The 26,172-nt window shown below is 60.4% G+C and carries 22 protein-coding genes; 10 read left to right on the forward strand and 12 right to left on the reverse strand.

Going from position 1 to position 26,172, the window contains the following annotated elements:
- The first annotated feature begins 143 nt into the window (after positions 1–143).
- Positions 144–395, forward strand: coding sequence for a YfhL family 4Fe-4S dicluster ferredoxin (locus CKW17_RS21820; protein WP_003195146.1), 252 nt, complete (start codon positions 144–146; stop codon positions 393–395).
- A 132-nt stretch (positions 396–527) separates the two neighbouring features.
- On the opposite strand, the gene CKW17_RS21825 is transcribed toward CKW17_RS21820, so the two are convergent.
- The 3 genes from CKW17_RS21825 to CKW17_RS21835 form a co-directional block, all read right to left on the reverse strand.
- Complete coding sequence (locus tag CKW17_RS21825; protein WP_095121542.1) at positions 528–851, reverse strand: multidrug transporter; 324 nt, start codon at positions 849–851, stop codon at positions 528–530.
- A 69-nt stretch (positions 852–920) separates the two neighbouring features.
- Positions 921–1,733, reverse strand: coding sequence for a bifunctional DNA-formamidopyrimidine glycosylase/DNA-(apurinic or apyrimidinic site) lyase (mutM, locus tag CKW17_RS21830; protein WP_007913582.1), 813 nt, complete (start codon positions 1,731–1,733; stop codon positions 921–923).
- A gap of 12 nt (positions 1,734–1,745) precedes the next feature.
- The gene (locus CKW17_RS21835) at positions 1,746–2,558 is read right to left on the reverse strand and encodes an HDOD domain-containing protein (RefSeq protein ID WP_175559546.1); all 813 of its coding nucleotides are present in this window, start codon (positions 2,556–2,558) and stop codon (positions 1,746–1,748) included.
- 229 nt (positions 2,559–2,787) lie between these two features.
- Here CKW17_RS21835 and CKW17_RS21840 point away from each other — a divergent pair, with 229 nt between their 5' ends.
- The 6 genes from CKW17_RS21840 (at position 2,788) to ilvD (ending at position 10,532) form a co-directional block, all read left to right on the forward strand.
- The gene (locus tag CKW17_RS21840) at positions 2,788–3,327 is read left to right on the forward strand and encodes a type 1 glutamine amidotransferase domain-containing protein (protein WP_095121544.1); all 540 of its coding nucleotides are present in this window, start codon (positions 2,788–2,790) and stop codon (positions 3,325–3,327) included.
- A 169-nt stretch (positions 3,328–3,496) separates the two neighbouring features.
- Positions 3,497–4,693, forward strand: coding sequence for a class I SAM-dependent rRNA methyltransferase (locus CKW17_RS21845; RefSeq protein ID WP_095121546.1), 1,197 nt, complete (start codon positions 3,497–3,499; stop codon positions 4,691–4,693).
- 456 nt (positions 4,694–5,149) lie between these two features.
- Positions 5,150–6,223: a SagB family peptide dehydrogenase gene (locus CKW17_RS21850; RefSeq protein WP_095121548.1), complete on the forward strand. Its 1,074-nt coding sequence runs from the start codon at positions 5,150–5,152 to the stop codon at positions 6,221–6,223.
- Complete coding sequence (locus CKW17_RS21855) at positions 6,220–7,197, forward strand: diiron oxygenase (RefSeq protein ID WP_095121549.1); 978 nt, start codon at positions 6,220–6,222, stop codon at positions 7,195–7,197. The genes CKW17_RS21850 and CKW17_RS21855 overlap by 4 nt, the downstream gene beginning before the upstream one ends.
- Positions 7,190–8,422 carry a multidrug effflux MFS transporter gene (locus CKW17_RS21860; protein WP_095121551.1) on the forward strand — a complete coding sequence of 411 codons (1,233 nt, stop codon included), beginning with the start codon at positions 7,190–7,192 and terminating at the stop codon, positions 8,420–8,422. Before CKW17_RS21855 ends, CKW17_RS21860 begins: the two co-directional genes overlap by 8 nt.
- A gap of 268 nt (positions 8,423–8,690) precedes the next feature.
- The gene (gene ilvD / locus CKW17_RS21865) at positions 8,691–10,532 is read left to right on the forward strand and encodes a dihydroxy-acid dehydratase (protein ID WP_095121553.1); all 1,842 of its coding nucleotides are present in this window, start codon (positions 8,691–8,693) and stop codon (positions 10,530–10,532) included.
- Between the two features lie 206 nt (positions 10,533–10,738).
- On the opposite strand, the gene CKW17_RS21870 is transcribed toward ilvD, so the two are convergent.
- Entirely contained in the window at positions 10,739–11,800 is a 1,062-nt protein-coding gene (locus CKW17_RS21870; RefSeq protein WP_095121555.1) for a phosphorylcholine phosphatase, read from the reverse strand.
- A 242-nt stretch (positions 11,801–12,042) separates the two neighbouring features.
- Between CKW17_RS21870 and CKW17_RS21875 the strand changes: the two genes are divergently transcribed.
- Positions 12,043–13,434: an L-cystine transporter gene (locus tag CKW17_RS21875; protein ID WP_095121557.1), complete on the forward strand. Its 1,392-nt coding sequence runs from the start codon at positions 12,043–12,045 to the stop codon at positions 13,432–13,434.
- Positions 13,435–13,523: 89 nt separating this feature from the next.
- On the opposite strand, the gene CKW17_RS21880 is transcribed toward CKW17_RS21875, so the two are convergent.
- Complete coding sequence (locus tag CKW17_RS21880; RefSeq protein ID WP_095121600.1) at positions 13,524–14,036, reverse strand: dihydrofolate reductase; 513 nt, start codon at positions 14,034–14,036, stop codon at positions 13,524–13,526.
- 85 nt (positions 14,037–14,121) lie between these two features.
- Here CKW17_RS21880 and CKW17_RS21885 point away from each other — a divergent pair, with 85 nt between their 5' ends.
- Positions 14,122–15,501, forward strand: coding sequence for a DUF2868 domain-containing protein (locus tag CKW17_RS21885; protein ID WP_095121559.1), 1,380 nt, complete (start codon positions 14,122–14,124; stop codon positions 15,499–15,501).
- Positions 15,494–16,879, forward strand: coding sequence for a GTPase/DUF3482 domain-containing protein (locus CKW17_RS21890; RefSeq protein WP_095121561.1), 1,386 nt, complete (start codon positions 15,494–15,496; stop codon positions 16,877–16,879). Before CKW17_RS21885 ends, CKW17_RS21890 begins: the two co-directional genes overlap by 8 nt.
- Before the next feature lie 172 nt (positions 16,880–17,051).
- Here the strand turns inward: CKW17_RS21890 and CKW17_RS21895 are convergent, their stop codons facing one another.
- The 7 genes from CKW17_RS21895 to CKW17_RS21925 all read right to left on the reverse strand — a co-directional run bounded on the left by CKW17_RS21895 (position 17,052) and on the right by CKW17_RS21925 (position 26,133).
- Complete coding sequence (locus CKW17_RS21895) at positions 17,052–17,612, reverse strand: phosphonate degradation HD-domain oxygenase (protein ID WP_095121563.1); 561 nt, start codon at positions 17,610–17,612, stop codon at positions 17,052–17,054.
- Complete coding sequence (locus CKW17_RS21900) at positions 17,609–18,745, reverse strand: TIGR03364 family FAD-dependent oxidoreductase (RefSeq protein ID WP_095121565.1); 1,137 nt, start codon at positions 18,743–18,745, stop codon at positions 17,609–17,611. The genes CKW17_RS21895 and CKW17_RS21900 overlap by 4 nt, the downstream gene beginning before the upstream one ends.
- 118 nt (positions 18,746–18,863) lie before the next feature.
- A complete protein-coding gene (locus CKW17_RS21905; RefSeq protein WP_095121567.1) occupies positions 18,864–19,889 on the reverse strand; it encodes a putative 2-aminoethylphosphonate ABC transporter substrate-binding protein in 1,026 nt (341 codons plus the stop codon).
- A 35-nt stretch (positions 19,890–19,924) separates the two neighbouring features.
- A complete protein-coding gene (locus tag CKW17_RS21910) occupies positions 19,925–21,649 on the reverse strand; it encodes a putative 2-aminoethylphosphonate ABC transporter permease subunit (protein WP_095121569.1) in 1,725 nt (574 codons plus the stop codon).
- A complete protein-coding gene (locus CKW17_RS21915; protein ID WP_095121571.1) occupies positions 21,649–22,725 on the reverse strand; it encodes a putative 2-aminoethylphosphonate ABC transporter ATP-binding protein in 1,077 nt (358 codons plus the stop codon). Before CKW17_RS21915 ends, CKW17_RS21910 begins: the two co-directional genes overlap by 1 nt.
- Positions 22,726–22,946: 221 nt before the next feature.
- Entirely contained in the window at positions 22,947–23,810 is an 864-nt protein-coding gene (locus CKW17_RS21920; RefSeq protein WP_034153701.1) for a LysR family transcriptional regulator, read from the reverse strand.
- 13 nt (positions 23,811–23,823) lie between these two features.
- Positions 23,824–26,133, reverse strand: a complete 2,310-nt coding sequence (locus tag CKW17_RS21925; RefSeq protein WP_095121573.1) for a heavy metal translocating P-type ATPase — start codon at positions 26,131–26,133, stop codon at positions 23,824–23,826.
- Positions 26,134–26,172 lie beyond the last annotated feature (39 nt).

Genomic DNA, 26,172 nt, shown 5'->3' on the forward strand with positions numbered 1-26,172 from the left:
GGGCTGCGATCAGACGATCTTTGTTTTTTGATCGCAGCTATCAGTGCCCTTGATCGCAGCCGCGTGCACTGCGCTCGCCAATGCGGCACAATTGCGCGCATTGATTTATTGCGCCCGGGCCTGCCGCCCCGGCTGGAGTTAGCATGTCCCTGATCATCACCGACGATTGCATCAACTGCGACGTCTGCGAACCCGAGTGCCCGAACGCCGCCATTTCCCAAGGCGAAGAGATCTACGTGATCGACCCGAACCTGTGCACCCAGTGCGTCGGCCACTACGACGAACCGCAGTGCCAGCAGGTTTGCCCGGTGGATTGCATTCCGCTGGACGAGGCGCATCCGGAGACTGAAGAACAGTTGATGGAGAAGTACCGCAAGATTACCGGCAAGGCCTGATCCGCCGGATTTGTAGCGCTCTTTCGGGCCTCTTCGCGAGCAAGCTCGCTCCCACATTTGAAATGCGCTCCAATGTGGGAGCGAGCTTGCTCGCGAAAGGGCCATCAGCAGCAGCGCAAAACCCTGATCAGCTCACTCACGCTGCTCAAACCCCTCCCCGATACACCCCAGACACCGCACAAAAGCGGCTTTCGCCGGATCCACCACCAACGCCTGCCCGGCATCGCCAATCCCACCGACCAGCGCGGTAAACGGCAGCGACACGACAAACGCCCCCGCACCGATCACCGTCGCCACCACCAATAAAGGGCGGGCAATCAGCAGATCGCCAAGCATGGCGTAGGCCGGTGGATTCTGGATGGTGTAGCGCGGGTCACCGCTGCCATTTTCCGCGGCCTGAACAGCCAGACTGGAACACAGCAGCAGCGCAACAAAGAGGACTTGCAAGGACTTCATGGCACGATCCTTCGGGCTGAACAGTGAGACAACTCACTATAGACCGTAGGACTTTTTCAGCTTTTTTCCTCAGCTCTGACAGCGCGGGCAGAACACACTGGCACGCTGGCCCAGCTTCACTTCACGCAGCCCGGTGCCACAGACCTTGCAGTGTTCACCGCCACGGCCATAGACAAACAGCTCCTGCTGGAAATAGCCCGGCTGACCGTCACCGCCAATGAAATCACGCAACGTCGTACCGCCACGCTCAATGGCAGCGGCCAGAATGCGTTTGATCTCGATCGCCAGTTTCAGGTATCGCCCCCGGGAAATCCCTCCCGCCTCGCGGCGCGGATCAATCCCGGCAGCAAACAGCGCTTCGGTCGCATAAATATTGCCGACGCCCACGACCACTGCGTTGTCCATGATGAACGGCTTGACCGCCATCGAACGCCCGCGCGACAGCTGGAACAAGCGCTCGCCATCGAACAGATCGGTCAGTGGTTCCGGGCCGAGACGAATCAGCAGTTCGTGATTGAGTGGATCATTGCTCCACAACATCGCGCCGAACCGTCGCGGATCGGTGTAGCGCAGGGCCAGCCCCGATTCCAGCTCGATATCGACATGTTCATGCTTGAGCGCCGGCAAGCCGACCTCGACCAGACGCAAGTTGCCCGACATGCCCAAATGACTGATCAACGTGCCGACTTCGGCGTTGATCAACAGGTACTTGGCACGACGCTCGACCAGCACGATGCGCTGCCCCGACAAGCGCACATCGAGGTCTTCCGGGATCGGCCAGCGCAGGCGCCGATCACGCACGATCACCCGACTGACGCGCTGGCCTTCCAGATGCGGGGCAATCCCGCGACGGGTGGTTTCGACTTCCGGCAGTTCAGGCATAGCGTCCTCGAATCAATGCGCGCCGAGGTCGCGGATCGTTTGTTTGAGGGTTTCGAAGTCGTAATCCGACAGTCCTACGTAATCGAGTACCAACGGCCCGACGGCGTTCCATTCGGAATCTTCTGTCTGGTTGCCCAGCACGCGGTAAGACGCACAAATGTGCTCGGCCATCTTCAGGATCGCCAGCAGGTTTTTCAGCTGACTGTTGCGCGACGACTCATCGCTGAAGATCGCCAGGGCATTGTGGTGGTTGGCGATCGCCGCGCTGACATGCTCCGGCAGGCGCCAGGACTTGGCGGTGTAGTAGCCGACCACTGCATGGTTGGTATTGAACTCGCTGTTTTCCGTGTCCACTACGCGACATTCGGCGCTAGCGTTGGCGTAAGCCTTTTCCAGAACCGTCATGTAATTGGGGAACCGTTGCAGCATCAACGGCACGCCGCAATCGTGAAACAGGCCCAAGGCATACGCCTCATCGCCGGCCTGAGTGCCGATACGCTTGGCCAGCGTCAGGCACGTCATCGCCACGTCCTGGGCGGTGTCCCAGAAACGGTTGAGCGTAACGATGGTGTCGTCGTTCATCTCGCCTTTGATCGACTGCGCGTTGATCAGGTTGATGATCGAGCGGCTGCCCAACAGATTCACCGCGCGTTGAATCGAGGTGATCTTGTTGCTCAGACCGTAATACGGCGAGTTGACGATTTTCAGCAGCGAGCCAGACAGACCGGGATCCTGAGCGATCAGCTTGGCGATCACCTCCAGGTCCGGGTCGGGCATGTACTGCTCCATTTGCAGATCCACCATGATCTGCGGTTGCGCCGGCACACTGATGCCTTGCAGCGATTGTTGAATCTGTTCGGTGGTCAGCTCTTGGGACATAAGTACACACTCAGGGACAGGCGGCGATTCTAACCTCTAAAAAACCGCACGACGACACACCAGTGGGCAATTGTCAGGAACTTTCATTCACGCGCAGGCTTCGGAATCTGTAATGCCCAACGGATCACTCCGGTCCCTTGCGGCGGCAAACTCCCACAGACTCAGGAGCTTATCGATGGCCACTTCCCTCAACGGCAAACGCGTCGCCATTTTGGTAACAGACGGTTTCGAACAAGTCGAACTGACCGGTCCCAAGCAGGCACTTGAGCAAGCCGGCGCGCAAGTCGACATCCTTTCGGCCGAGGCGGGCAAGGTCAAAGGCTGGAATCACGACAAACCGGCGGATGACTTCAAGGTCGACCAGACCTTTCAAGGAGCCAGCAGCGAGCAGTACGACGCGATCGTCCTGCCGGGCGGCGTGCAGAACTCCGACACCATCCGCATTGATCAGGATGCCCAACATCTGGTCAAGACCGGCGCGTCTGCCGGCAAACCCATTGCGGTGATCTGCCATGGCGGCTGGTTGCTGATCTCGGCGGGGCTGGTCAACGGCAAAACCATGACCAGTTACAAGACGCTCAAGGACGACCTGGTCAATGCCGGGGCCAATTGGGTCGATAAAGAAGTGGTCAAGGATGGTCACCTGATCAGTAGCCGTCAGCCGGATGATATTCCGGCGTTCAACAAAGAGCTGATCGACGCACTGTCGGCGTAGCATTGGGGACCGCATTCGCGAGCAGGCTCGCTCCCCCATTGGTCTTGTGTCGGTCACAAGCCCTTTGTGCGAGCCTGCTCGCGAAGGGGCCATCAGCGTTTCATCGCTCATCAAACCCGACACAAGTCGCAACACGCTATACTCCCGCTCTTTTTTCCGGAGCGACGTCATGTCCCTGCCTAGCTTGCGCCTCAAAGCCAACGCCGACCGTCGCCTGCGCGCCGGTCACCTGTGGGTCTACAGCAACGAAATCGATGTAGCCGCCACCCCTTTGCACGGCTTCCAGGCCGGCGATCAAGCCATCCTCGAAGCCGCTGGCGGCAAGCCGTTGGGCATCGTGGCGATGAGCCCGAACAACCTGATCTGCGCCCGCCTGCTGTCGCGCGACATTAAAGTTGCGCTGGACAAATCGCTGCTGGTGCACCGCCTGAACGTGGCCCTGTCGCTGCGCGAGCGCCTGTTCGACAAGCCGTTCTATCGTCTGGTCTACGGTGACTCCGACTTGCTGCCAGGTCTGGTGGTCGACCGTTTCGGCGACATCCTTGTGGTCCAGATCGCCTCGGCGACCATGGAAGCGCATAAAGATGACGTGATCGCGGCGCTGACCCAAGTGCTCAAGCCAAGCGGCATTCTGTTCAAGAACGACTCCGCCGCGCGTGACGCCGAAGGCCTCAACCGCTACGTCGAAACCGTGTTCGGCCTGGTGCCGGAATGGGTGGCGCTGGAAGAGAACGGCGTGAAGTTCGAAGCGCCAGTCATTCAGGGCCAGAAAACCGGCTGGTTCTACGATCACCGCATGAACCGTGCTCGCCTGGCCCCTTATGCCAAAGGCAAACGCGTCCTCGACCTCTATAGCTACATCGGTGGTTGGGGCGTGCAGGCTGCCGCTTTCGGCGCCAGCGAAGTGTTCTGCGTCGATGCCTCGGCGTTCGCCCTCGACGGTGTTGAGCGCAACGCTGCGCTGAACGGTTTCGCCGACAAGATGACCTGCATCGAAGGCGATGTCTTTGAAGCGCTGAAAGAACTGAAAGCCAGCGAAGAGCGCTTCGACGTGATCGTTGCTGACCCGCCAGCGTTCATCAAACGCAAGAAAGACATGAAAAACGGCGAAGGCGCCTACCGTCGCCTGAACGAGCAAGCCATGCGCCTGCTCAACAAGGACGGCATCCTGGTCAGCGCGTCGTGCTCGATGCACCTGCCGGAAGACGATCTGCAGAACATCCTGCTGACCAGCGCCCGCCACCTGGATCGCAATATCCAGCTGCTGGAACGTGGCGGTCAGGGTCCGGACCACCCGGTGCATCCGGCCATTGCCGAGACGCGCTACATCAAGAGCATCACCTGCCGCCTGCTGCCTAACAGCTGATCAATGCGGATGACGGGGAGCCAGCAGGCTCCCCGTTTGCTGTACGCCTGGCCCTGGCAGTCATTCCGCGCCTGTTAATTCTTCCGACGTTTACGACTTCCTACACTTGCCTTCCTATGAACGTGCAGGATATTTCCTTACATCTTTTAATTATTGAAACTTACCCTACAAAATCGATCTCCAGCTAAAGATTATTCCGACAAAATTACTGGAGCATTCCTACTTAATATCCACTTGCCAATAATCCATTACAAACTATTATGAAGTCGTCACCACGAGGTGACTTAAAATTTCAACGAACAAGGAGTTCACATCATGAAAAAGATTTCTCTGGAAACCAACAAAATCGCAAACCTGGCTTTTCTGGTTGCTCCTAAAGCCCGTTAAGTAAGTCAGGACGCTGGGGAGTGCCGGCAACTCAGCGTCCTTTCGACTTCAGCCAGAGTGAACAGCCCCATGTACATCAACCCTTATCTTTTTATATTGCCGCGCTCACCAGGACAAATAGTATGGAATTACAAAGACCACACTCAATATGAACTCGACATCAACTATTCATCGCGCCTTGCCCAACTAATAAACAACCCAGACCTGTTCGACACCCACAACATCATAGATACACAACTATTAAGCGCGGGCATTCTAACCATTGCAAAAATCGACACCCCGCAATGGGGCTGGGATGAATTATCAAAGATCTATCACATCGGCACTCAAAACATTCCCTGCGAACACTCACCACAGAACATTCATGAGTGGTCCAGACAATATCTGGCGCACTGCAACGAAGTATTGGCTTGCCCGCCCCCCGCGACTGAACGCCTACAGCATGAGACTGATCAGCGCATTGCGCTGCCCGTCCCGTACGCATTGAGCAACGACAGCCTGAATAACGCGTTGCTTCAGCGAAAGACCTGCCGCTCCTTTACCGATGCAGCGATGACGCTCAGCGACGTCGGCACCCTGCTTTATCTTTCACTCGGTTATCTCCACGAGCGCGACATCGATCGCGACGACAGCATCGCCCAAGGCCTCGGCGCACGTCGCAGCAGCCCCTCCGGTGGCGGCCTGAACGCCTGTGAAGGCTTTCTGCTGGTACAAAATGTCGAGAATCTGGAACCCGGCATCTACGCCTACTACCCGGCGCAACACACCCTGAGCCGGGTCAATCCATTACCACAACCGGCGCTGGGCGATTTGCTCGGGGGCCAGCATTTCATCAACAACCTGCCGCTTGGGTTGTTCATCACGGCCCGATTTGATCGGCTCTGGTGGAAGTACGAGCACTCACGGGCCTATCGAATGGCGTTCGTCGAAGCCGGTCATCTATCGCAGAGCTTTCAACTGGTTGCCACAGCGCTTGGCCTTAACACCTGGCTGACCGGTGCGTTTGCCGACAAGCAAGTCGAAACACTGCTCAAACTTGAGGGAAGCGCTGAACAACCGCTGTTCTTTGTCGGCTGCGGTGCGAGCGACGGGCACGTGATGTGCGCGGAAATGCGCGATCTGCTGCGCGAGGTCCAGGCATGACCCTGCTGATCCCCGATCCGAATGAAGTACCGGTGTCATGGGCGCTCAAGTTCACCCTCAGGGACTGGGACAGCCGAGCCTCGGTACGCAGCAGCACCCACGACTATCAATTGCCGGACGACGTGCAGCAGCAACTGCAAAGCCGCTACTGGTTCCCGCCCGCCTTCCTGCCCTACCTGGCTCATCCAGCAATCCAGGCTGCGGGGCGCGAGGTGTTGCATCGACTGACGGCCAATCACTTGGTGCACTTCCTCGACTACACCACGCTGCTCGAACACCGCATCGTCAACCGCGCGGTTGAAGTCATTGCGCATCGGGAACTGCCCATTTACGTGCCTCTGCCGATGAAGCACGCGGCGCTGCAACTCTACACCGATGAGGGTTACCACGCGCTGTTCTCCAATCGTCTCGCGGAGCAGATCGCCGGGCTTTACGGAATCACCGGACGGCCGACGATCCCCAGGCGGATCACCCGCATGAACGCAATGATCGCCCGCACCCCGGAGAAGAACCGCGCACTGGCATGGTTTCTGCTCGGCTTCGTCTCGGAGACCATCATTGCCCGCGAGCTGCTGGACATCTGCCGCGACACTCTGGTGTCCAGCGTGAACGACATGCTGCGCGACCATCTGGCCGACGAAGCCCGCCACAGTCGCTACTTTGCCGAAGTGTTCCACTACTGCTGGCTGTCCATGAACAGCCGCCAGCGTACGTTTGTGAGTAGAACGCTGCTGGAGATCATCGGGATTTTCTTCGAGGTCGACGAACGCTGGCTGCAACAGAGCCTGCGTGGCGCGGGCATCGCCGACAGTGACGTGATGGAGATAGTCGGCGGCATGGCAACGGTGCAGGCCAACCGCGCGCGTGCACGATCAGGTTGCATCGCTACGGTGGATGCATTGCGCAAGGCCGGATTTTTCGCCACACCCCATAACCAGACACTTTTTGCCAAGGCAGGACTGATCGATGGATAAAGGAAAATCCGTGGTAACTCCCCGTCAACGTCGCGGGGCGGTCAGCCTGTTGCTCGCAATGGTGCTGCTTGGCGTGTTTCCACTGGATGTCCTGCTGCCTTCGTTTCCGGCACTGGCGGCGCATTTTCGCAGTACACCGGCGGACATCGCACTGTCGATCAGTCTGTTCGCCGTGGGTATCGCGTTTGCCCAGGTGTTGATCGGCCCACTGTCCGACGTGATTGGCCGCAAGGGCTTGTTGCTCGCCGGCATGAGCGTATCGATGCTCGGTGCTGTCGGTTGCGTGATAACCAGCGATTACGCACTGTTCCTGGTGTTCCGGGTAGTACAGGCCTTGGGGTGTGGCTGCTTCGTACTGTCCCAGGCCCTGGTGCAGGATCTGTTCGAAGGTGAAGAGCGTGATCGTCTGCGTATCCTGATGGTTACGGCCACCGGGATTTTCATCTCCGTATCGCCGCTGGCCGGCACCTTTCTGCAAGCAACCCTTGGCTGGCGCGGCAGCTTCTGGGTGTTCACTGCGCTGGCTGGCGCAGTGTTGCTCAAGGCCTGGATTTTCCTGGAGAACACCCGCCCCGTTGTCAGCGGCCCTCCCATGAGTTTCCTCAAGGCCTATCGACGGGTGTTGGGAGATTTCGACTTCGTCGGCTACTGGCTGATTTCAGCCTTCGCATTTGCCTGCCATTTTTCCTTTATCGTGATTTCACCGCTGATCTTCATGGACCAACTGCAAATGTCGGCCTATGAGTTTTCGCTGATCCTGCTGGTGTACGGCGCCGCGTATGTCGTGGGCGGCATCATTGCCACCGTATTGAACCGACGTATCACGCCGGGCCGGCAAATCATCACCGGGCTAAGCCTGATCCTGCTGTCGGGACTGGTCATGCTGTATCTCGCCGCCCACCATGCTTTGGCCCCCGCCACGGTGCTGATCCCGATGCTGATCTGCACCGCCGGAACCACCATCACGCGTCCAGCCGCTACCTCCCGGGCCATGGGTCTGTTTCCCGAAAATGCCGGCACATCAGCCTCGGCCGGCAGCACAATCATCTTCATCTGCGGCGGGTTGATCAGCGCATTGATCAGCCTGAGTCCGACCAATATGCAATCGACGCTGGGATACAGCTTCGTGCTGCTCAGCGGCATCGCGCTGATACTCAACAGCCGGATAAGCCAGCGCGCCAGGAACCTTGCAGACAATGCGCTTGCGCAACCGGGTGGGGATTAAACCTGCCGATCGTCATCCCACACGCACCGTCGGCACTGGAACAACACTTTGCGCCATTCCCTCCAGACGCCAGCGGTGTAGAATCGGCTGATTCATCGCCATTCATCCCCCGGCGGGTTTATGAGCTCAGGCTGAGACCAGCGGCGATCCCGCAACGTCATCGGCAACATCACGGACACACGGCCATTTCTGAGTGTTCCAGACGTCAATAGAAGCTCACTCCCCTTTTGCACCTGATTAGTAAGCGATTAGCCGCCCGGAGTGCTCCATGCCAGATTACCGCTCGAAAACATCCACCCACGGTCGCAATATGGCCGGTGCCCGCGCACTGTGGCGCGCCACGGGGATGAAAGATGACGACTTCAAAAAGCCGATCATCGCCATTGCCAACTCGTTCACCCAATTCGTACCGGGCCACGTGCACCTGAAAGACCTGGGTCAACTGGTCGCCCGCGAAATCGAACGCGCCGGCGGTGTAGCGAAAGAATTCAACACCATTGCCGTGGATGACGGCATCGCCATGGGCCACGACGGCATGCTGTATTCGCTGCCGAGCCGCGAGATCATCGCCGACTCCGTCGAGTACATGGTCAACGCCCACTGCGCCGACGCCATCGTCTGCATTTCCAACTGCGACAAGATCACCCCGGGCATGCTGATGGCTGCTCTGCGCCTGAACATTCCGGTGATCTTCGTTTCCGGCGGCCCGATGGAAGCCGGCAAGACCAAACTCGCCTCCCACGGCCTCGACCTCGTCGATGCCATGGTGATCGCCGCCGACGAAAGCGCTTCTGACGAGAAAGTCGCCGAGTACGAGCGCAGCGCCTGCCCGACCTGCGGTTCGTGCTCCGGCATGTTCACCGCCAACTCGATGAACTGCCTGACCGAAGCCCTGGGTCTGGCCTTGCCGGGCAACGGTTCGACCCTGGCCACCCACAGCGATCGCGAACAACTGTTCCTGCAGGCCGGCCGTACCATCGTCGAACTGTGCAAACGCTACTACGGCGAGAACGACGAATCGGTGCTGCCGCGCAACATCGCCAACTTCAAAGCGTTCGAGAACGCGATGATGCTCGACATCGCCATGGGCGGTTCGACCAACACCATCCTGCACTTGCTCGCTGCTGCCCAAGAGGCGGAAATCGATTTCGACCTGCGCGACATCGATCGTCTTTCGCGCACCGTTCCACAGCTGTGCAAGGTTGCGCCGAACATCCAGAAGTACCACATGGAAGACGTGCACCGCGCCGGCGGCATCTTCAGCATCCTCGGCTCGCTGGCCCGTGGCGGTCTGCTGCACACCGACCTGCCGACCGTGCACAGCCGCAGTATGGAAGAAGCCATCGCCAAGTGGGACATAACCCAGACCAACGATGAAGCCGTGCATCACTTCTTCAAGGCTGGCCCGGCCGGGATCCCGACGCAAACGGCGTTCAGCCAGTCGACCCGCTGGGAAACCCTGGATGACGACCGTGAAAACGGCTGCATCCGCAGCTTCGAACACGCCTATTCGCAGGAAGGTGGTCTGGCTGTGCTGTACGGCAACATCGCTCTCGACGGCTGCGTGGTGAAAACCGCCGGTGTCGACGAATCGATCCACGTGTTCGAAGGCAACGCGAAGATCTTCGAAAGCCAGGACAGCGCCGTACGCGGCATCCTCGCCGACGAAGTGAAGGCAGGCGACATCGTCATCATTCGCTACGAGGGTCCGAAAGGCGGCCCGGGCATGCAGGAAATGCTCTACCCGACCTCGTACCTGAAATCCAAAGGCCTGGGCAAAGCCTGCGCCCTGCTCACCGACGGTCGTTTCTCCGGCGGTACTTCCGGTCTGTCCATCGGCCACGCTTCGCCGGAAGCCGCCGCCGGTGGCGCGATCGGTCTGGTGCAGGACGGCGACAAAGTGCTGATCGACATTCCGAACCGCTCGATCAACCTGTTGGTCAGCGACGAAGAACTGGCTGCACGCCGCGCCGAACAGGACAAGAAGGGCTGGAAACCGGTCGAGATTCGTCCGCGCAAAGTAACCACCGCCCTCAAGGCTTACGCCCTGCTGGCGACTAGCGCCGACAAAGGCGCGGTGCGTAACAAAGCGATGCTCGACGGCCTGTAAGCGTCAAATCGCCGAAACAAAAATGCCCCGCCAAGTGCGGGGCTGATCGTTCCCACGCTCTGCGTGGGAATGTCTCAAGGGACGCTCCGCGTCCAGTGACGCGGAGCGTCACGGGCTGCATTCCCACGCAGAGCGTGGGAACGATCAATGGCGACTGACACTACGCTTTCGCGAGCAGGCTCGCTCCCACATTGGATCGGTGTGGCTTACTGAATTTCCTCAGGCTTGACGATCACCCAGTTCTTGTCCGCCGTCACCGGCAACCCTTCTTTCGCCTGCGCCGCTGCATGCTTGGCCATCATGCCGTTGATCTGCGTCATGTACTTGTCCTTGCGGTTAACCCACAAGTGAATCCCTCCCTTGGCCACGTCAACATCGTGGAACAGCATGTAACCGTCGCTGGTCGGGGTATCGCCGCCAACCAGTACCGGTTTTTTCCATTCATCGATGTAGGTGAGAATCGCCGCGTGCTTGCCGGCCATCCACGTCGCCGGCGTCCACAGGTACGGCGTCAGCTCAAGGCCGAGGTTGGCCTTCTCGTCATATTTGCCGGCGGTAATCTGCTTGCGTGCAGTGGTCAGTTCATTGGTTTCGCGGTTCTTCAGCAGCGTGGTCACGCCAATGACGTTCTGCGGTTTGACGTTGTAGCCATACTTCGGATCCGCCGCGACCATGCGCACCAGCTCTTCAGACGCGGCGGTCATCACGTAGACCTCGATGCCGTTCTCCATCAGCTTGTTGTACAGCTCTTGCTGGCCGGTGAAGATCTTCGGCGGATTGACGTCGAGCTTCTTCACCACATCGCCTTCGTAATAAGTCGCCGGCACCGGTTTGCCCGAAGCCATCAGCTCATCGACGTAGCCTTTGAGTTCCTTGAGGGTGAAACCGGAGAAGACCTGCGCCACCCACGGGTAGCAGACCATGTCGTCGACTTCGCAGAGGCGATAGTAGTAACTGAACAGGCTTTCCTTGTGGTCGGCGGTGTCCTTGAACGGCATCAGTTTCAGGGAGGGGTCGAGTTTGTCGCGGGTGATCAGGCCCTTGTTTTCCATGAACGGCAACAAGGACTCTTCGAGGTCGTAGCGGTAACTGGTGTTGTCCATGTCGAACACCGCGTAGTTACCCTTGTTGGCGTTGGCGGCGATCATCGCGTCAAGCGCTTTCGCCTGATCGGCCGGCCAGTGTTTCAGGTCAGTGGCGAAGGCCTGAGTGGCCAGGCCCATGCCCACTGTCAGTGCGACAGCCAGAAATTTCGGTGCGAACTTCATAAGCCTCTTCTCCCTGATTCAAAGAGATCGACGCTAACAAATTAGTGTGACAGTCCTCGTCTGTCAGCGACCGTCCGCGCCGCTGTTTGCGCCAGATGCATTGCCGAGAGCGACACACGCTTATTCCAAAAACGACGGACGATCTGCGATTTCGGTATTAATTCATTGCAAATCAAGCTGTTAGGCTTGCCGGTTCGCAGTTGCCCCAGAAGGCGACTGGCACAAGTCTTATCGGAGTTTTCATGAATCTGCCGCTGATCCTCAATCTGCTGGTGTTCCTCGCCCTGCTTTTCGGTCTGGCACAAACCCGCCACACCACGTGGAGCCTGGCGAAAAAAGTCCTGCTCGCGCTGGTGCTGGGTGTTGCGTTCGGCGTGGCCCTGCACACCGTTTACGGTGCCGGCAACCCGGTGCTGAAAGCCTCGATCGGCTGGTTCGATCTGGTCGGCAACGGCTACGTACAGTTGCTGCAAATGATCGTTATCCCGCTGGTGTTCGCCTCGATCCTCAGCGCCGTAGCACGCCTGCACAACGCCTCGTCGCTGGGCAAGATCAGCTTCCTGACCATCGGCACCCTGCTGTTCACCACGGCGATTGCCGCGCTGATTGGTATCGGCCTGACCAACCTGTTCGGCCTCACCGCTGAAGGTCTGGTCGCCGGCACCCAGGAAATGGCCCGTCTGCAAACCATTCAGTCCGACTATGCCGGGAAGGTTGCCGACCTGAATGTGCCGCAACTGCTGCTGTCGTTCATTCCGCAAAACCCGTTTGCCGATCTGGCGCGGGCCAAGCCAACCTCGATCATCAGCGTGGTGATTTTCGCCGCATTCCTCGGGGTTGCCGCGCTGCAACTGCTCAAGGATGACGTCGAGAAAGGTCAGAAAGTGATCAACGCCATCGACACCCTGCAAGCCTGGGTGATGCGTCTGGTACGTCTGGTGATGAAACTGACCCCTTACGGCGTGTTGGCGCTGATGACCAAAGTGGTCGCCGGTTCCAACCTGCAGGACATCATTAAACTCGGCAGCTTCGTCGTGGTGTCGTACCTCGGTCTGGGCCTGATGTTCGTGGTGCACGGCTTGCTGTTGTCGGCCGCCGGTATCAACCCGCTGCGCTTCTTCCGCAAGATCTGGCCGGTGCTGACGTTCGCGTTCACCAGCCGTTCCAGCGCCGCGAGCATTCCGCTGAGCATTGAAGCGCAGACCCGTCGTCTGGGGATTCCGCAGTCGGTGGCGAGCTTTGCCGCCTCGTTCGGTGCGACGATTGGCCAGAACGGCTGCGCGGGTCTGTATCCGGCGATGTTGGCGGTGATGGTTGCGCCGACCGTGGGCATCAACCCGCTGGATCCGCTGTGGATCGCGACGCTGGTGGCGATTGTGACCTTGAGTTCGGCGGGCGTGGCCGGCGTCGGTGGCGGCGCGACGTTTGCGGCGCTGATCGTGCTGCCGGCGATGGGTTTGCCGGTGTCACTGGTGGCGTTGCTGATTTCGGTTGAGCCGCTGATCGATATGGGGCGGACGGCGTTGAACGTGAGTGGTTCGATCACTGCTGGCGCGATTACCAGTCAGGTGATGCAGCAGACTGATAAAGAGTTGCTGGATGCTGATGAACATGCGGAACTTGCTCAGGCTTGATTAGCGCCTGACAGACCGCTATCGCGAGCAGGCTCACTCCTACATTGGAATGCGTTTCCCTGTAGGAGTGAGCCTGCTCGCGATGCTTTTTAGGCTTTTTCCCAGACTTCGAAGTTGTACGCTGGCTTATCTTCAACCGCCGGGTTTTCAACGTTGGAAACCAGTTTCCACTGGCTCGAATCAAACTCCGGAAACCACGCATCCCCTTCCGGGCTCAACGCCACGCGAGTCAGATACAGACGATCCGCCTGCGCCAGCCCTTGCGCGTACAACTGCGCGCCGCCGATCAGCATCAGCTCATCAACGCCCTGCGCCTTCGCCCATTCCTCGGCGCGAACCACGGCCGCTTCCAGCGATGGATAAACCTCGGCACCTTCGAGCACCAGATCGGCCTGACGGCTGACCACGATATTCAAGCGCCCCGGCAGTGGCCGACCGAGCGAATCCCAGGTCTTGCGACCCATGATGATCGGCTTGCCCAAGGTGGTGGCCTTGAAGTATTTGAAGTCCCCCGGCAGGTGCCAGGGCATGCTGTTGTCGACGCCGATCACGCGGTTTTCACCGAGGGCTGCGATCAGGCTGAGGGGGAGTGATTTAGTCATGCCGGCGAGGATACCAGAGCCGCGCTTACCCCGATAAGCGCCACAGCGGTTATGCTCAGCGCTCATTTAAGCGACGGGACGCTGCGTGACTGAACTGACTCCACTGCAAAACCTCTGGCTCACCGAGACCGTGCGCCTGCGCGAAGAACACGCAGGCCCGTTGGATGATCTGGAAGCCAACCGACTGGCGCGCACCGCCGGCGGCGATCTGCCGAGCCGTATTCAGCGCCGGGCGTTGTGGCTGGCCGAGCGTGACGGGCTGACGGCCGCCCTCAAACACTGGCTGCAAGGCGCGCGTCTGGCACTGCTATTGATGGTGGTGCTGGCCTGCGTCACTGGCGCAGGCATGGCATTTTCTGCGCTCGGCGACGGTACACGAGCGGTGAACATTTTCTGGGCGCTGGGCACCTTGCTCGCGGTCAATCTGATCCTGCTGCTGAGCTGGGCATTCGGCCTGCTATTCGCTGGCGAACACGCGGCAGCGCTTGGCAGGTTGTGGCTGTGGCTTAGCGAGAAATTTGCCCGGGACGCCAAAGCCGCGCAATTACCCCCCGCATTACTGGTCTTGCTGCAACGCCATAAACTCAATCGCTGGGCGATTGGCTCGCTGGTCAATGGCCTGTGGTTGCTGATCATGTTCAGCGCGCTAAGCATGCTGATATTGATGATGGCCACTCGGCAATATGACTTCATCTGGGAAAGCACGCTGCTGGGCGCTGACTTCTTCGCGGCACTGACTGATGCGTTGACGGTTATTCCCCATGCGCTGGGCTGGAGTGCGCCGAGCGTGGACATGATTCGCGTAACGCTGGACACCGATTACAACCGCGTCCTGGTTCGCCAGATGTGGGCGATTTGGCTGGTCGGCGCGGTGCTGATCTATGGCGTGCTACCCCGCCTTGTGCTGATGCTGTTCTGCCGTTGGCGCTGGAAACGTGGGCGGGATCGCTTGCGTCTGGAGCTGAACCTGCCCGGCTACGCGCAGCTGCGCGAACGCTTGATGCCGACCAGCGAACGACTTGGCGTCAACGATCCTGAGCCGGCGCAATTGCACCGTGTCGAAAGCGGCGTTGGTGAACTCGCCAGCGAAGGCGCATTGCTGGTAGCAATCGAGCTCGACGAGCAACGCCAATGGCCGCCCGCCCTGCCGAAACACGTCGGCAACGCCGGCATCCTCGACAGTCGCGAATCACGCCACAAACTGCTCGAACAACTCAGTCGCTTTCCGCCAGCCCGTCTGGCGATTGCCTGCGACCCACGACGCTCGCCGGATCGCGGCAGCCTCGCCTTGATCGCCGAACTGGCGCGCAGTGCCGGCGAAACCCGTGTCTGGCTGCTGCAAGCACCGCCGGGCGAAGCACTGGATGCCGAGCGTCTCGGCGACTGGCACGTCGCCCTGCAACAACTTGACTTGAAGTTCGCCGATTGCGCGCCGTTGAACTGGCTGGAGACGGGTCATGACTGATGCCTGGAAAACGCCGCTGAAACTCGCGGTGGTCGGCCACACCAACGTCGGCAAGACTTCGCTGCTGCGCACGCTGACCCGCGATGTCGGCTTCGGCGAAGTCTCCCATCGCCCGAGCACCACGCGGCATGTCGAAGGCGCGCGGTTGTCGGTCGATGGCGAACCGTTGCTCGACCTCTACGACACGCCGGGGCTGGAAGACGCCATTGCCCTGCTGGATTTTCTCGAACGCCTGGAACGTCCCGGCGAACGTCTCGATGGCCCAGCACGTCTGGCGCGGTTTCTCGACGGCAGCGAGGCGCGCCAGCGTTTCGAGCAGGAGGCGAAAGTGCTGCGGCAACTGCTCGCCTCCGACGCCGGATTGTATGTGATTGATGCGCGCGAGCCGGTGTTGGCCAAGTACCGCGACGAACTGGAAGTGCTCGCCAGTTGCGGCAAGCCGCTGCTGCCGGTGCTGAATTTCGTCAGCAGTGCCAACCATCGCGAGCCGGATTGGCGTGAAGCGTTGGCACGGCTCGGGCTGCATGCACTGGTGCGTTTCGACAGTGTGGCGCCGCCCGAGGATGGCGAGCGGCGGCTGTATGAAAGCCTTGCGCTACTGCTGGAAAACGCTCGTCCGCAACTGGAACGCTTGATTGCCGATCAACAGGCTCAGCGCCTGGCGCGGCAGCAAAGTGCGGCGCGATTGATTGCTGAGTTGTTGATCGACTGTGCGGCTTGTCGGCGCAGTGTGGTCAGCGAAGCCGAGCAGGAACAACAAGCCATCAGTGAACTGCGCAAAGCCGTGCGCCAGCGCGAGCAGAAATGCGTCGAGGCGCTGCTCAAGCTGTATGCGTTCCGGCCACAGGATGCGGCGGCGAGTGATTTGCCGTTGCTGGATGGGCGTTGGGGCGATGACCTGTTCAACCCGGAAACCCTCAAGCAACTCGGTGTGCGCGTGGGTGGCGGGATTGCTGCGGGTGCGGCGGCGGGGGCTGGTGTGGATTTGCTGGTTGGCGGGATTACCCTCGGCGCGGCGGCATTGGCGGGCGCGATTGCCGGGGGGGCGCTGCAGACGGCGCGCAGTTATGGCAGTCGGTTGCTGGGCAAGATCAAGGGGCAGCGCGAGCTGACGGTGGATGACGGGGTGTTGCGGCTGTTGGCGTTGCGCCAGCGGCAGTTGGTGTTGGCGCTGGATCAGCGTGGGCACGCGGCGATGGATGCGGTTCAGGTGGCGACCCCGCAGGATAAAACCTGGCGTGAGGGCAAGTTGCCGGAAGCGCTGAACAAGGCGCGGGCGCATCCGCAGTGGTCGTCGTTGAATCCGCAGGCGAAGTTGAATCAGGCTGAGCGGCAAGAGCAGATTGAGGGGTTGGTTGATCGGGTGCTTGAGCTTTAGATCGCTACCCCCTCACCCCAGCCCTCTCCCCCAAGGGGTAGAGGGGGAAGGGAGCAGATCTCCAGGCTTTTCAAACCTGAGTTCGGCTGGATATTTCAGGTCGATGTATCACCTGAGAACAACTCCGTAGGCTCCCTCTCCCTCCGGGAGAGGGCTGGGGTGAGGGTTGCAATCACCCGGCCGACAACAAAACTTCAGCCTTGCGCTTGAGCACCGCCAGATCCATCACCGGCACCGCCCTCTCCTTGGCCAACTCATCCCACTGCCGCATCCGCAGGCTGACCGCACACAACGGATCGCGCTCAAACACATCCGCCTCAGCATCGGTCATCACCCCGCCCTGATACTCCAGCGTTCGCCGGCTCGCCTCACTCAGCCGATCAAAATACCCCGGCTCACGCAACGTCAGATACCGCTTGGCCTGCACGTGATATTCCACCAGCCGCGCCATACGCTCGCTGAAACCAGCTTCACGCAAGTAATCCGCGCCCAGGCGTTCATGGCTGACCACGCCATAACCGCCCATATTCTCCGCGCCCTCGGCACACAAATGGCCGATGTCATGAAAGAACGCCGCCAGCACCACTTCATCATCGAAGCCCTCGGCGATGGCGAGTTCGGCAGCCTGGGACATGTGCTCGATCTGCGACACCGGTTCGCCGATGTAATCGCTGGTGCCGAAGCGTTCGTACAGCCCGAATACCCGGGCAATGACTTGCTCGCGACCTGTCATTCAATCTCCTCCAGCAACTGCGCAACGTTGCGCTCGGCCATCGCCGGGCCGACGCTCATGCCGACACCGGTGTGCATCAGCGCCACACTCAACCCCGCTGCCGGACGTAGCAACGAAAACGGCCCCGGTCCTCGAGAACCATAGACGCCCTGCCAGCGCTCGACCACTTGCACCTTGCAGCCCAGCGTCTGCTCGGCCAGCTCGATCATCCAGTTATCCACTTGCTCGGCGTTGAACGGTGAAGGGTCGCTGCCGTAATGGTGCGAGTCGCCGATGATCAATTCGCCGTACGGCGTCGGGCTGATCAGCAGGTGGATGCCGTTGTCGTGCAGGTGCGGTTGTTCACGCAGGATCTGCGCCTGCACCGCCGCTGCTTCCGGCAGATCGGCGAAGGCGCCGTAGTGCACGCAGCTCAGGCCGGTGAGCAAGGCGTGTTGCAGGTTGAGATCGATCTGCGGTTTGGCGCGGAGCATTTGCAGGCGGCAGATTTGCGGGTCGAGGGCGGCGATCGGCTCGGCGAGCAAGGTCTGATAATCGTGGCCGGAGCAGACGATGATCTGCTTCGCGGTGAAACTGCCGGCGGTGCTGTGCAGGCGTCCGGGTTCGACGTCGCGCACCAGCGTGGAGAAGTGAAACTCGACACCGAGGTCGCGGCACAGGTAATCGATCAGCGCCGGGATTGCTTCGCGTGAGTACAGCTGTTGATCGTCGATGCCGTGCAACGCTGCGCGGTGGTGACTGAACTGGCCGTGATACAGATCGCGCAAAGCAGCGCCGCGCAGCAATTGGATGTTGTAACCGTGCTCCACGGCGCGACCGTTACAGAAGGCTTCGAGCAGATGTTCTTCGGCTTCAGTACGGGCGAACAGGTAGGAACCGTTGCGCTTGATTTGCAGACCGGCGAGTTGCGCCCAGTCGCCCCAGATCTCGCGGCTGGCCTTGGCCAGCTCGAGCATTTGGCCAGGTGGTTGGCCAGTGACCAGCGCCTGGCCGAAGTTGCGCACCGAAGCGCCGAGGGGGATGGCGGTGCGTTCGAAAACAGCGACTTTGAGACCGCGTTTGGCGGCGGCGTAGGCGTGCGATAGGCCCAGAATGCCGGCGCCTACGACGAGCAGGTCTTTGTGTTGTGTCATCTGGATGATTTCCTGAATGAAAGACCGCTATCGCGAGCAGGCTCACTCCTACAGTTGGAATGCGTTCCCCTGTAGGAGTGAGCCTGCTCGCGATGAGGCCCTGTCAGCTTGCGAAGATTTACTTGGCCGCCACTTTCTCGGACTTGCCGTCATAACGCTTGCGCCACTCGGCGAGAATCTCGTCGCGGTTCTTCGAGGCCCAGGCGAAGTCGTTCTTGATCAAACGCTGCTCGTAATCCGCCGGCAATTCTGTCTGCGGCTTGGCGATCCCCGGTTGCGCGAGCACGGCGAAGTTCTCCTTGTACAGATCCATCGCCTCAGCACTCGCCGAGAAGTCAGCCAGTTTCTTCGCCGCTTCTTCATGCGGCGTGCCTTTGATCACAGCGGTCGCTTCGATCTCCCAGCCCAGGCCTTCCTTCGGCAAAATAATGTCCAGCGGCGCGCCCTGACGCTTCAGCTGTACCGCCGGGTATTCAAAGGAAATCCCGATCGGGAACTCGCCCGCCGCCGCTAACTTGCAAGGCTTGGAACCGGAGTGAACGTACTGACCAATGTTCTGATGCAAGCCATCCATGTACGCCCAGCCCTGCTTCTCGCCAAAGGTTTGCAGCCAGGCGCTGACGTCGAGGAAACCGGTGCCGGACGACGCCGGGTTCGGCATAACGATCTTGCCCTTGTACTCAGGCTTGGTCAGATCCTGCCAGCTCACGGGCTTGCTCAGGCCCTGCTTCTCGGCCTCGACAGTGTTGAAGCAAATCGTCGCGGCCCACACATCCATGCCGACCCAGGCTGGCGGGTTGGCGGCGTCGCGGTAGTTCGCGCCGATCTTGCCGAGGTCCTTCGGCGCGTAGCTTTGCAGCATGCCTTGCTGATCAAGAATCGCCAGACTGGAAGCCGCGAGGCCCCACACCGCGTCAGCCTGCGGACGGGCCTTTTCGGCGAGCAGTTTGGCGGTGATGATCCCGGTGGAATCGCGCACCCATTTGATTTCGACGTCCGGGTTGGCCTTTTCGAACGCTTCTTTATAGGACTTCAGTTGCTCGGCCTCGAGGGCGGTGTACACCGTCAACTCGGTTTTTGCCGCAAAGGCATTCAGGCTGAAAGTAGCGAGCACAGCAGCGGCCAGGGCCATAGGCTTGAACATGATCGTTTTCCTGTAATGAGTTGAACGGGTTGGAATCAGTGACCGGGCGCGGTTTGCCGCCAGGCTTGAGAACGGCGCAGCAAGCCGCGCGAAGCCCACGCCAGCAGCAAGGACACGCCCGCCGAGGTGAACAGAATCAGGGTCGACATCGCCGCCGCACCGCCGACGTTGCCGGCGTCATCCATGTTCAGCACCGCGACCGCCGCGAGGATGGTGTCGGGGCTGTAGAGGAAGATCGCCGCCGACACCGTGGTCATCGCCGATACAAACAGGTAGCGCACGATGTCGAGCAGCGCCGGCAGGCAGATCGGCACGGTGACCCGCAGGTAGTGCCGGTACAGCGGCGCCTTGAGCGACAGCGCGGCGGCTTCGAACTCGGCGTCGAGTTGGCGCAATGCGGTGGTCGCGGTCATTTGGGCGGTGGTCAGGTAGTGCGCAATCGTGCAGACGATCAGCAGCGTCATCGTCCCGTACAGCACATGCAGCGGGTTGCCCGTGAGGTTGAAGAAGAAGACGTAACCGAGACCGAGCACCAGCCCCGGCACCGCCATCGGCACAAAACTGAGCATGCGCAGGGCCAGATTGAGGCCGCGCTGAGTGCGGGTTTTCTCCATCAGATAGGCGCCGGTAAAAATCAGCACGCTGCCGATCAACGCCGTGCCCAAGGCCATCTTCAAACTGTTGCTGTAGGCCAGCCAGCCACCGCCAGCGGTTTCGTTGAACTGGTAATGATTGAGCGACAGCGACAGGTTGTACGGCCAGAACTTCACCAAGGAGGAGAACACCGCCATTCCGAACACCAGAATCAACGCGGCACTGATCAATAAGACGATCGCCAGATAGCAGCCATCGCGCAGTTTCGACGGCGACGGTTTGAACACCTGCGCTCGACCGCTCATGGAATCGCCGTGACGCCGACGCAACCAGGCATCGACACCGAAGCTGAACAGCGCCGGCAGCAACAGCACCATGCCAATCAACGCGCCGCGACCGAATTGCTGCTGGCCGACCACCGCTTTGTAGGCCTCCAGCGCCAGCACTTGATAGTCGCCACCGACCACCACCGGCACGCCGAAATCGGTGATGGTCAGGGTGAACACCAGACAGAACGCGGCGAACACAGCCTGACGCGTCGCCGGCCAGGTGATGCTGCGGAAGGCCTTGGCCGGACTGGCGCCCATGCTCGACGCGGCATCGAACAAGCGCGCATCGGCCAGCGACAATGCCGAGAGCAAAATCATCAGTGCATGGGGAAAGGTGTAAATCACCTCACCCAGCACAATCCCCCAGAACCCGTAGATGTTGTCCGAGAGCAGCCCTCGCAACATGCCCTGGTTGCCAAACAGATAGACCAGCGCAATCCCCGGCAGCATCGACGGCGCCATCAGTGGCAGTAAAGAAATCCCGCGCCAGATGCCCTTCGCCGGAATCAGCGTGCGTTGCAGCGCATAAGCAAACAGGTAAGCCAGCGGTACGACGATCGCCGCAACGCTGAGGGAAACTTTCAGGCTGTTGCCGAGCAGCCAGTGGAAATTCTCGCTGCTCACCAGTTCCTTCGCCGCGACCCAACCACCGCCCTGCCCCGCCTCACTGCTGAAGCCACGCCAGAAGATCGCCAGCAACGGCAGCAACACCGCGACGCCGAGCAACAGCAGCAAGAGGACTTTGCCGCCGACGACAAAAATGCGGTCGCCGATCTCGGCTTTGGAGGTCTGGCGCACCTGCTTGTGCGGTAGCGGCAGCGCGAGGTTGCTGTTCATCAGGCAAACACCTGCAGACTGCGCGGCGGCAAGGCGACCATGATTTGCTGGGCGCCGAGGCGCGGCATGGCTTCCGGCGCGAGTTCGGCGAGCAGTGCGTGGCCCGGCAACTGATCAAGTTCGAAGCTCATGCGGCAGCGGTTGCCGAGGAAAGTGATCTCGCGGACTTTGGCCGGGAACAGGTTTTCTTCGTGCACCGGTGGATTGACGTTGATCGCTTCCGGGCGGCAAAACAAACGGCCCGAGGCGCGCTGAATGCTGCCATCGCTGAGGCGCAGGTTCATCCCGCCGACCTGCGCGTGAGTGTCGCTGCTGCGTTGGAACGGCAACCAGTTGCCCTGGCCGACAAACTCGGCCACGAACGGCGTGGCCGGGCGGTTGTAGATTCCCTGCGGGGTGGCGTACTGCTCGACGCGGCCGTTGTTCATCACCGCGATACGGTCGGCCATCAGCATGGCTTCGTCCTGATTGTGCGTGACCATCAGGGTGGTGATGCCGAGGTTGCGCTGCAGTTGGCGCAGTTCGGTGCACAGATGCTCGCGGACCCGGGCGTCGAGGGCGGACATCGGTTCGTCGAGCAACAGCAGCGACGGTGCTGGTGCCAAGGCCCGAGCAAGAGCAACGCGCTGTTGCTGGCCGCCGGACAATTGGCCGGGGTACTTTTTCTCGCTGCCGGTGAGGCCGACCAGTTCCAGCATCTGTCCGACGCGGCGGCGCACTTCATCGCGACCGCTGCCGGCGAGGCCGTAGGCGATGTTCGCTTCGACCGTCAGATTGGGGAACAGCGCGTAGGACTGGAACAGAATCCCGTAATCACGGGCTTGCGGGGCGAGGTGCGAGACGTCGCGCTCGCCGAGGTACAGCTCGCCGCTGTCCTGTTTTTCCAGACCGGCAATGCAGCGCAGCAACGTGGTTTTGCCGCAGCCCGACGGGCCGAGCAGGCACACCAGTTCACCGGCGGCGACGTCGAGGGAGACGTTATCCAGTGCAGTAAACGCGCCGAAGCGCTTCTGCACGCCGCGCACTTTCATGGGTGCGCCGGGGTTGGTCAAGGCAGTTGCGATGGCAGGATTCATGGACAGACCTCATCAAGCAGATGGGGCCAATCCTAGAGTTGTAATGCGTCCGTCATGTGGCAGTGAGGCAAAAACGGCCGATAGTGGTATTCGGGGATTTTGGTTCACTACCGATCGTTCCCACGCTCTGCGTGGGAATGCCTCATCGGACGCTCCGCGTTCGGCTGTTGGGACGCAGAGCGTCCCGGGCTGCATTCCCACGCGGAGCGTGGGAACGATCATTACGCGGGGGACATTTCCTGCGCCAAGCCAAGGAACGCCGCCGGCAACCGCGCGCCCTTGCGCTCTTTCAGGCAATAAAGGTACTCCGGAATCTGCGGCGCATTCTCGATCGTCAGCACGCGCAACTGCGGATCATGCGGCACTTCCTGCCGCGCAATAATACTGATGCCAATATTGCGCAACACCGCCTCACGGATCGACTCACGACTACCAATTTCCAACAACGGCCCGAAACTGACCCCGGCGCTGGCCAGTAACTCTTCAGTCAGACGCCGCGTCGTTGACCCGGTTTCGCGCATCAACAAGGTATGCCCGGCCAGCGCACTCAACGCCACATGTTCCTGCGCCGCCAGCGGATGATTGCGATGCACCGCTAGCACCAGCGGATCAGTACCCAACACCCGACGAATCAACCGCGCGTCATCGAGCAATTGCGACGACGCGGCGATGTCCACGCGGTAATCCTCCAGCGCTTCCAGCACTTGCTGCGAGTTGCCGATTTCCACCGACACTTCCACCTGCGGCAGACGCTCGCGAAAGGTCTTCACCAGATCAAGAATGTAATACGGCGCCGTCGCCGCGATGCGCAACGTGCCCTGCACCTGACCGCTGTTGCGCAGGAAGAACTCGATATCGGCCTCTTGCTGCAGCAGCGTCTTGACCATCGGCAGCAACCGCGCGCCTTCATCACTGACGCTTAGGCGTCGGCCGCCACGGTAGAACAGTTCCACCGAATACTGACTTTCCAGATTGCGAATCTGCGTGGTCACGGTCGGTTGGCTGAGGCCGAGTTTTTTCGCCGCCAACGTGATGCTGCCCAGGCGGGCGACCATGTAAAACGCTTTCAGCTCGGCACTCAGCACAACCTTTCCTCATCTATTTGCGCAGCAGGCGCAAACCGTTGAACACCACCAGCAGGCTCACGCCCATGTCGGCAAACACCGCCATCCACATGGTGGCGAGCCCGGCGAAGGTTACCGCAAGAAAGATAGCTTTGATCACCAGGGCCAGCGCGATGTTCTGTTTCAGAATGCTCGCGGTGTTACGCGACAGGCTGATGAACGCCGGGATCTTGCGCAGATCGTCGTCCATCAGGGCGACATCGGCGGTTTCAATCGCGGTGTCGGTGCCGGCAGCCGCCATGGCGAAACCGATCTCGGCGCGGGCCAGTGCCGGGGCATCGTTGATGCCGTCGCCGACCATGCCGACTCGCCGACCCTGTGCATAAAGGTCTTCGATGGCTTGCAGTTTGTCGGTCGGCAGCAAGTCGCCACGCGCTTCGTCGATGCCGACCTGTGCGGCAATCGCCTGGGCGGTGTGGACGTTATCGCCAGTGAGCATCAGGGTTTTCACCCCGAGTTCATGCAACTGACGAATCGCTTCGCGGCTGGTTTCCTTGACCGTGTCAGCCACGGCGAACAGCGCCAGCGGGCCGGAGCTGTCGAGCAGCAGCACCACGGATTTGCCCTGTTTCTCCAGCGCGAAGAGTTTTTCTTCCAGTGCCGGCGAGCACAAACCGAGTTCTTCGACCAGGCGATGGTTGCCCAAGTGGTAGGTCTGGCCGTTGATCTCGCCTTTGACGCCACGCCCGCCCAACGCTTCGAAGTTATCCACAATCAGCGCGGCGAAGTTTTTATCCACAGCGGCATTAGCGATGGCCAGCGACACCGGGTGGTCGGAACGTCCGGCCAATGCCGCAGCGATTGCCGGTGCCGTGGCATCGGCGGTCGGATCGAGCGACAGGTAATCGGTCTGCACCGGTTTGCCGTGAGTGATCGTCCCGGTTTTATCCAGCGCCAGATAATCGAGCTTGAAACCGCCCTCCAGGTACACGCCGCCCTTGACCAGAATGCCTTTGCGCGCCGCTGCCGCGAGGCCGCTGACGATAGTCACCGGAGTCGAAATCACCAGTGCACACGGGCATGCGACCACCAGCAACACCAACGCGCGGTAGATCCAGTCGAACCACACGGCGCCCATGAACAACGGCGGAATGATCGCCACGGCCAAGGCAAATACAAACACCACCGGCGTGTAGATTTTCGAGAATTGATCGACGAAGCGCTGGGTCGGCGCGCGCGCACCTTGAGCCTGTTCAACGGCATGGATGATGCGCGCCAAGGTCGAGTTGTTCGCCGCTGCGCTGACCGCGTACTCCAGCGAACCGGCCTGGTTGATGGTGCCGGCGAAGACTTTGTCGCCGACGGTTTTTTCTACCGGCAGGCTTTCCCCGGTGATCGGTGCTTGATCAATGGTCGAACTGCCGCTGACCACTTCGCCGTCCAGCGCAATACGCTCGCCGGGTTTCACCCGAACACGGGCGCCGAGTTCGACGCTTTTCACGTCCTGCTCAATCCAGCTGCCGTCAGCCTGCAACACCGTGGCTTGTTCCGGCGTCATCTGCATCAGGCCGCTGATCGCGTTGCGCGCACGGTCCAGCGAGCGCGCTTCGATCAGCTCGGCGACAGTGAACAGGAACATCACCATCGCCGCTTCCGGCCATTGGCCGATGAGGATGGCACCGGTCACGGCGATGCTCATCAGTGCGTTGATGTTGAGGTTGCGGTTCTTCAGGGCGATCCAGCCCTTTTTATAGGTGGTCAGGCCACCGCTGAGGATCGACACCAGCGCGATGATCGCCACCACCCAGGTGGGCGCGGCGTTGGTGAAGTGGATGACTTCGGCGGCGAGCGCGCCGACACCGGACAGCGCCAGCGGCCACCAGTGTTTTTTCACCGGGGCCGGGGCTGGCGAGTCGACGCCCGCCTCCAGCGGTTCGGCGTGCATACCGAGGGATTTGATCGCCTCGGTGATCGGCTCGGTACCCGGCAGATTGTGGGTCACGCCGAGCACGCGATTGATCAGGTTGAATTCCAGTTGCTGCACACCGGCGAGCTTGCCGAGTTTGTTCTGGATCAGCGTCTGCTCCGTCGGGCAGTCCATCGCCTCGATGCGGAAACTGCTCAGGCGCGCATCGGCGCTGGTCTTTTCGCTCAACTGCACCAACGCAGGCGCGGCGGCTGTCGACGAGCAGCAAGAATCTTCGTGCGCATGAACCGGTGCCGGTGCTGCAACTTTCGGCGCGCAGCAAGAGTCGCCGCCATGTGAATGTTTATGCACAGGCTGCAATTTATGGCTGTGATCGTGACCGTCGCCGGGTTTGTGGGTGTGCTGGGAATCGCTCATTGGTCGCGTCCATGAAGGTGCCTGTTGCCAAGTAAAGAC

It is taken from the genome of Pseudomonas sp. Irchel s3f10 (genome assembly GCF_900187515.1).
Lineage (GTDB): Bacteria > Pseudomonadota > Gammaproteobacteria > Pseudomonadales > Pseudomonadaceae > Aquipseudomonas > Aquipseudomonas tensinigenes.

What these genes read in the sequence shown, in the direction of transcription:
- CKW17_RS21820 (WP_003195146.1), top strand. Translation starts at nt 144, where the DNA reads ATGTCCCTGATCATCACCGACGATTGCATCAACTGCGACGTCTGCGAA.
- CKW17_RS21825 (WP_095121542.1), bottom strand. Translation starts at nt 851, where the DNA reads ATGAAGTCCTTGCAAGTCCTCTTTGTTGCGCTGCTGCTGTGTTCCAGT.
- mutM (WP_007913582.1), bottom strand. Translation starts at nt 1,733, where the DNA reads ATGCCTGAACTGCCGGAAGTCGAAACCACCCGTCGCGGGATTGCCCCG.
- CKW17_RS21840 (WP_095121544.1), top strand. Translation starts at nt 2,788, where the DNA reads ATGGCCACTTCCCTCAACGGCAAACGCGTCGCCATTTTGGTAACAGAC.
- CKW17_RS21845 (WP_095121546.1), top strand. Translation starts at nt 3,497, where the DNA reads ATGTCCCTGCCTAGCTTGCGCCTCAAAGCCAACGCCGACCGTCGCCTG.
- CKW17_RS21850 (WP_095121548.1), top strand. Translation starts at nt 5,150, where the DNA reads ATGTACATCAACCCTTATCTTTTTATATTGCCGCGCTCACCAGGACAA.
- CKW17_RS21855 (WP_095121549.1), top strand. Translation starts at nt 6,220, where the DNA reads ATGACCCTGCTGATCCCCGATCCGAATGAAGTACCGGTGTCATGGGCG.
- CKW17_RS21860 (WP_095121551.1), top strand. Translation starts at nt 7,190, where the DNA reads ATGGATAAAGGAAAATCCGTGGTAACTCCCCGTCAACGTCGCGGGGCG.
- ilvD (WP_095121553.1), top strand. Translation starts at nt 8,691, where the DNA reads ATGCCAGATTACCGCTCGAAAACATCCACCCACGGTCGCAATATGGCC.
- CKW17_RS21870 (WP_095121555.1), bottom strand. Translation starts at nt 11,800, where the DNA reads ATGAAGTTCGCACCGAAATTTCTGGCTGTCGCACTGACAGTGGGCATG.
- CKW17_RS21875 (WP_095121557.1), top strand. Translation starts at nt 12,043, where the DNA reads ATGAATCTGCCGCTGATCCTCAATCTGCTGGTGTTCCTCGCCCTGCTT.
- CKW17_RS21880 (WP_095121600.1), bottom strand. Translation starts at nt 14,036, where the DNA reads ATGACTAAATCACTCCCCCTCAGCCTGATCGCAGCCCTCGGTGAAAAC.
- CKW17_RS21890 (WP_095121561.1), top strand. Translation starts at nt 15,494, where the DNA reads ATGACTGATGCCTGGAAAACGCCGCTGAAACTCGCGGTGGTCGGCCAC.
- CKW17_RS21895 (WP_095121563.1), bottom strand. Translation starts at nt 17,612, where the DNA reads ATGACAGGTCGCGAGCAAGTCATTGCCCGGGTATTCGGGCTGTACGAA.
- CKW17_RS21900 (WP_095121565.1), bottom strand. Translation starts at nt 18,745, where the DNA reads ATGACACAACACAAAGACCTGCTCGTCGTAGGCGCCGGCATTCTGGGC.
- CKW17_RS21905 (WP_095121567.1), bottom strand. Translation starts at nt 19,889, where the DNA reads ATGTTCAAGCCTATGGCCCTGGCCGCTGCTGTGCTCGCTACTTTCAGC.
- CKW17_RS21910 (WP_095121569.1), bottom strand. Translation starts at nt 21,649, where the DNA reads ATGAACAGCAACCTCGCGCTGCCGCTACCGCACAAGCAGGTGCGCCAG.
- CKW17_RS21915 (WP_095121571.1), bottom strand. Translation starts at nt 22,725, where the DNA reads ATGAATCCTGCCATCGCAACTGCCTTGACCAACCCCGGCGCACCCATG.
- CKW17_RS21925 (WP_095121573.1), bottom strand. Translation starts at nt 26,133, where the DNA reads ATGAGCGATTCCCAGCACACCCACAAACCCGGCGACGGTCACGATCAC.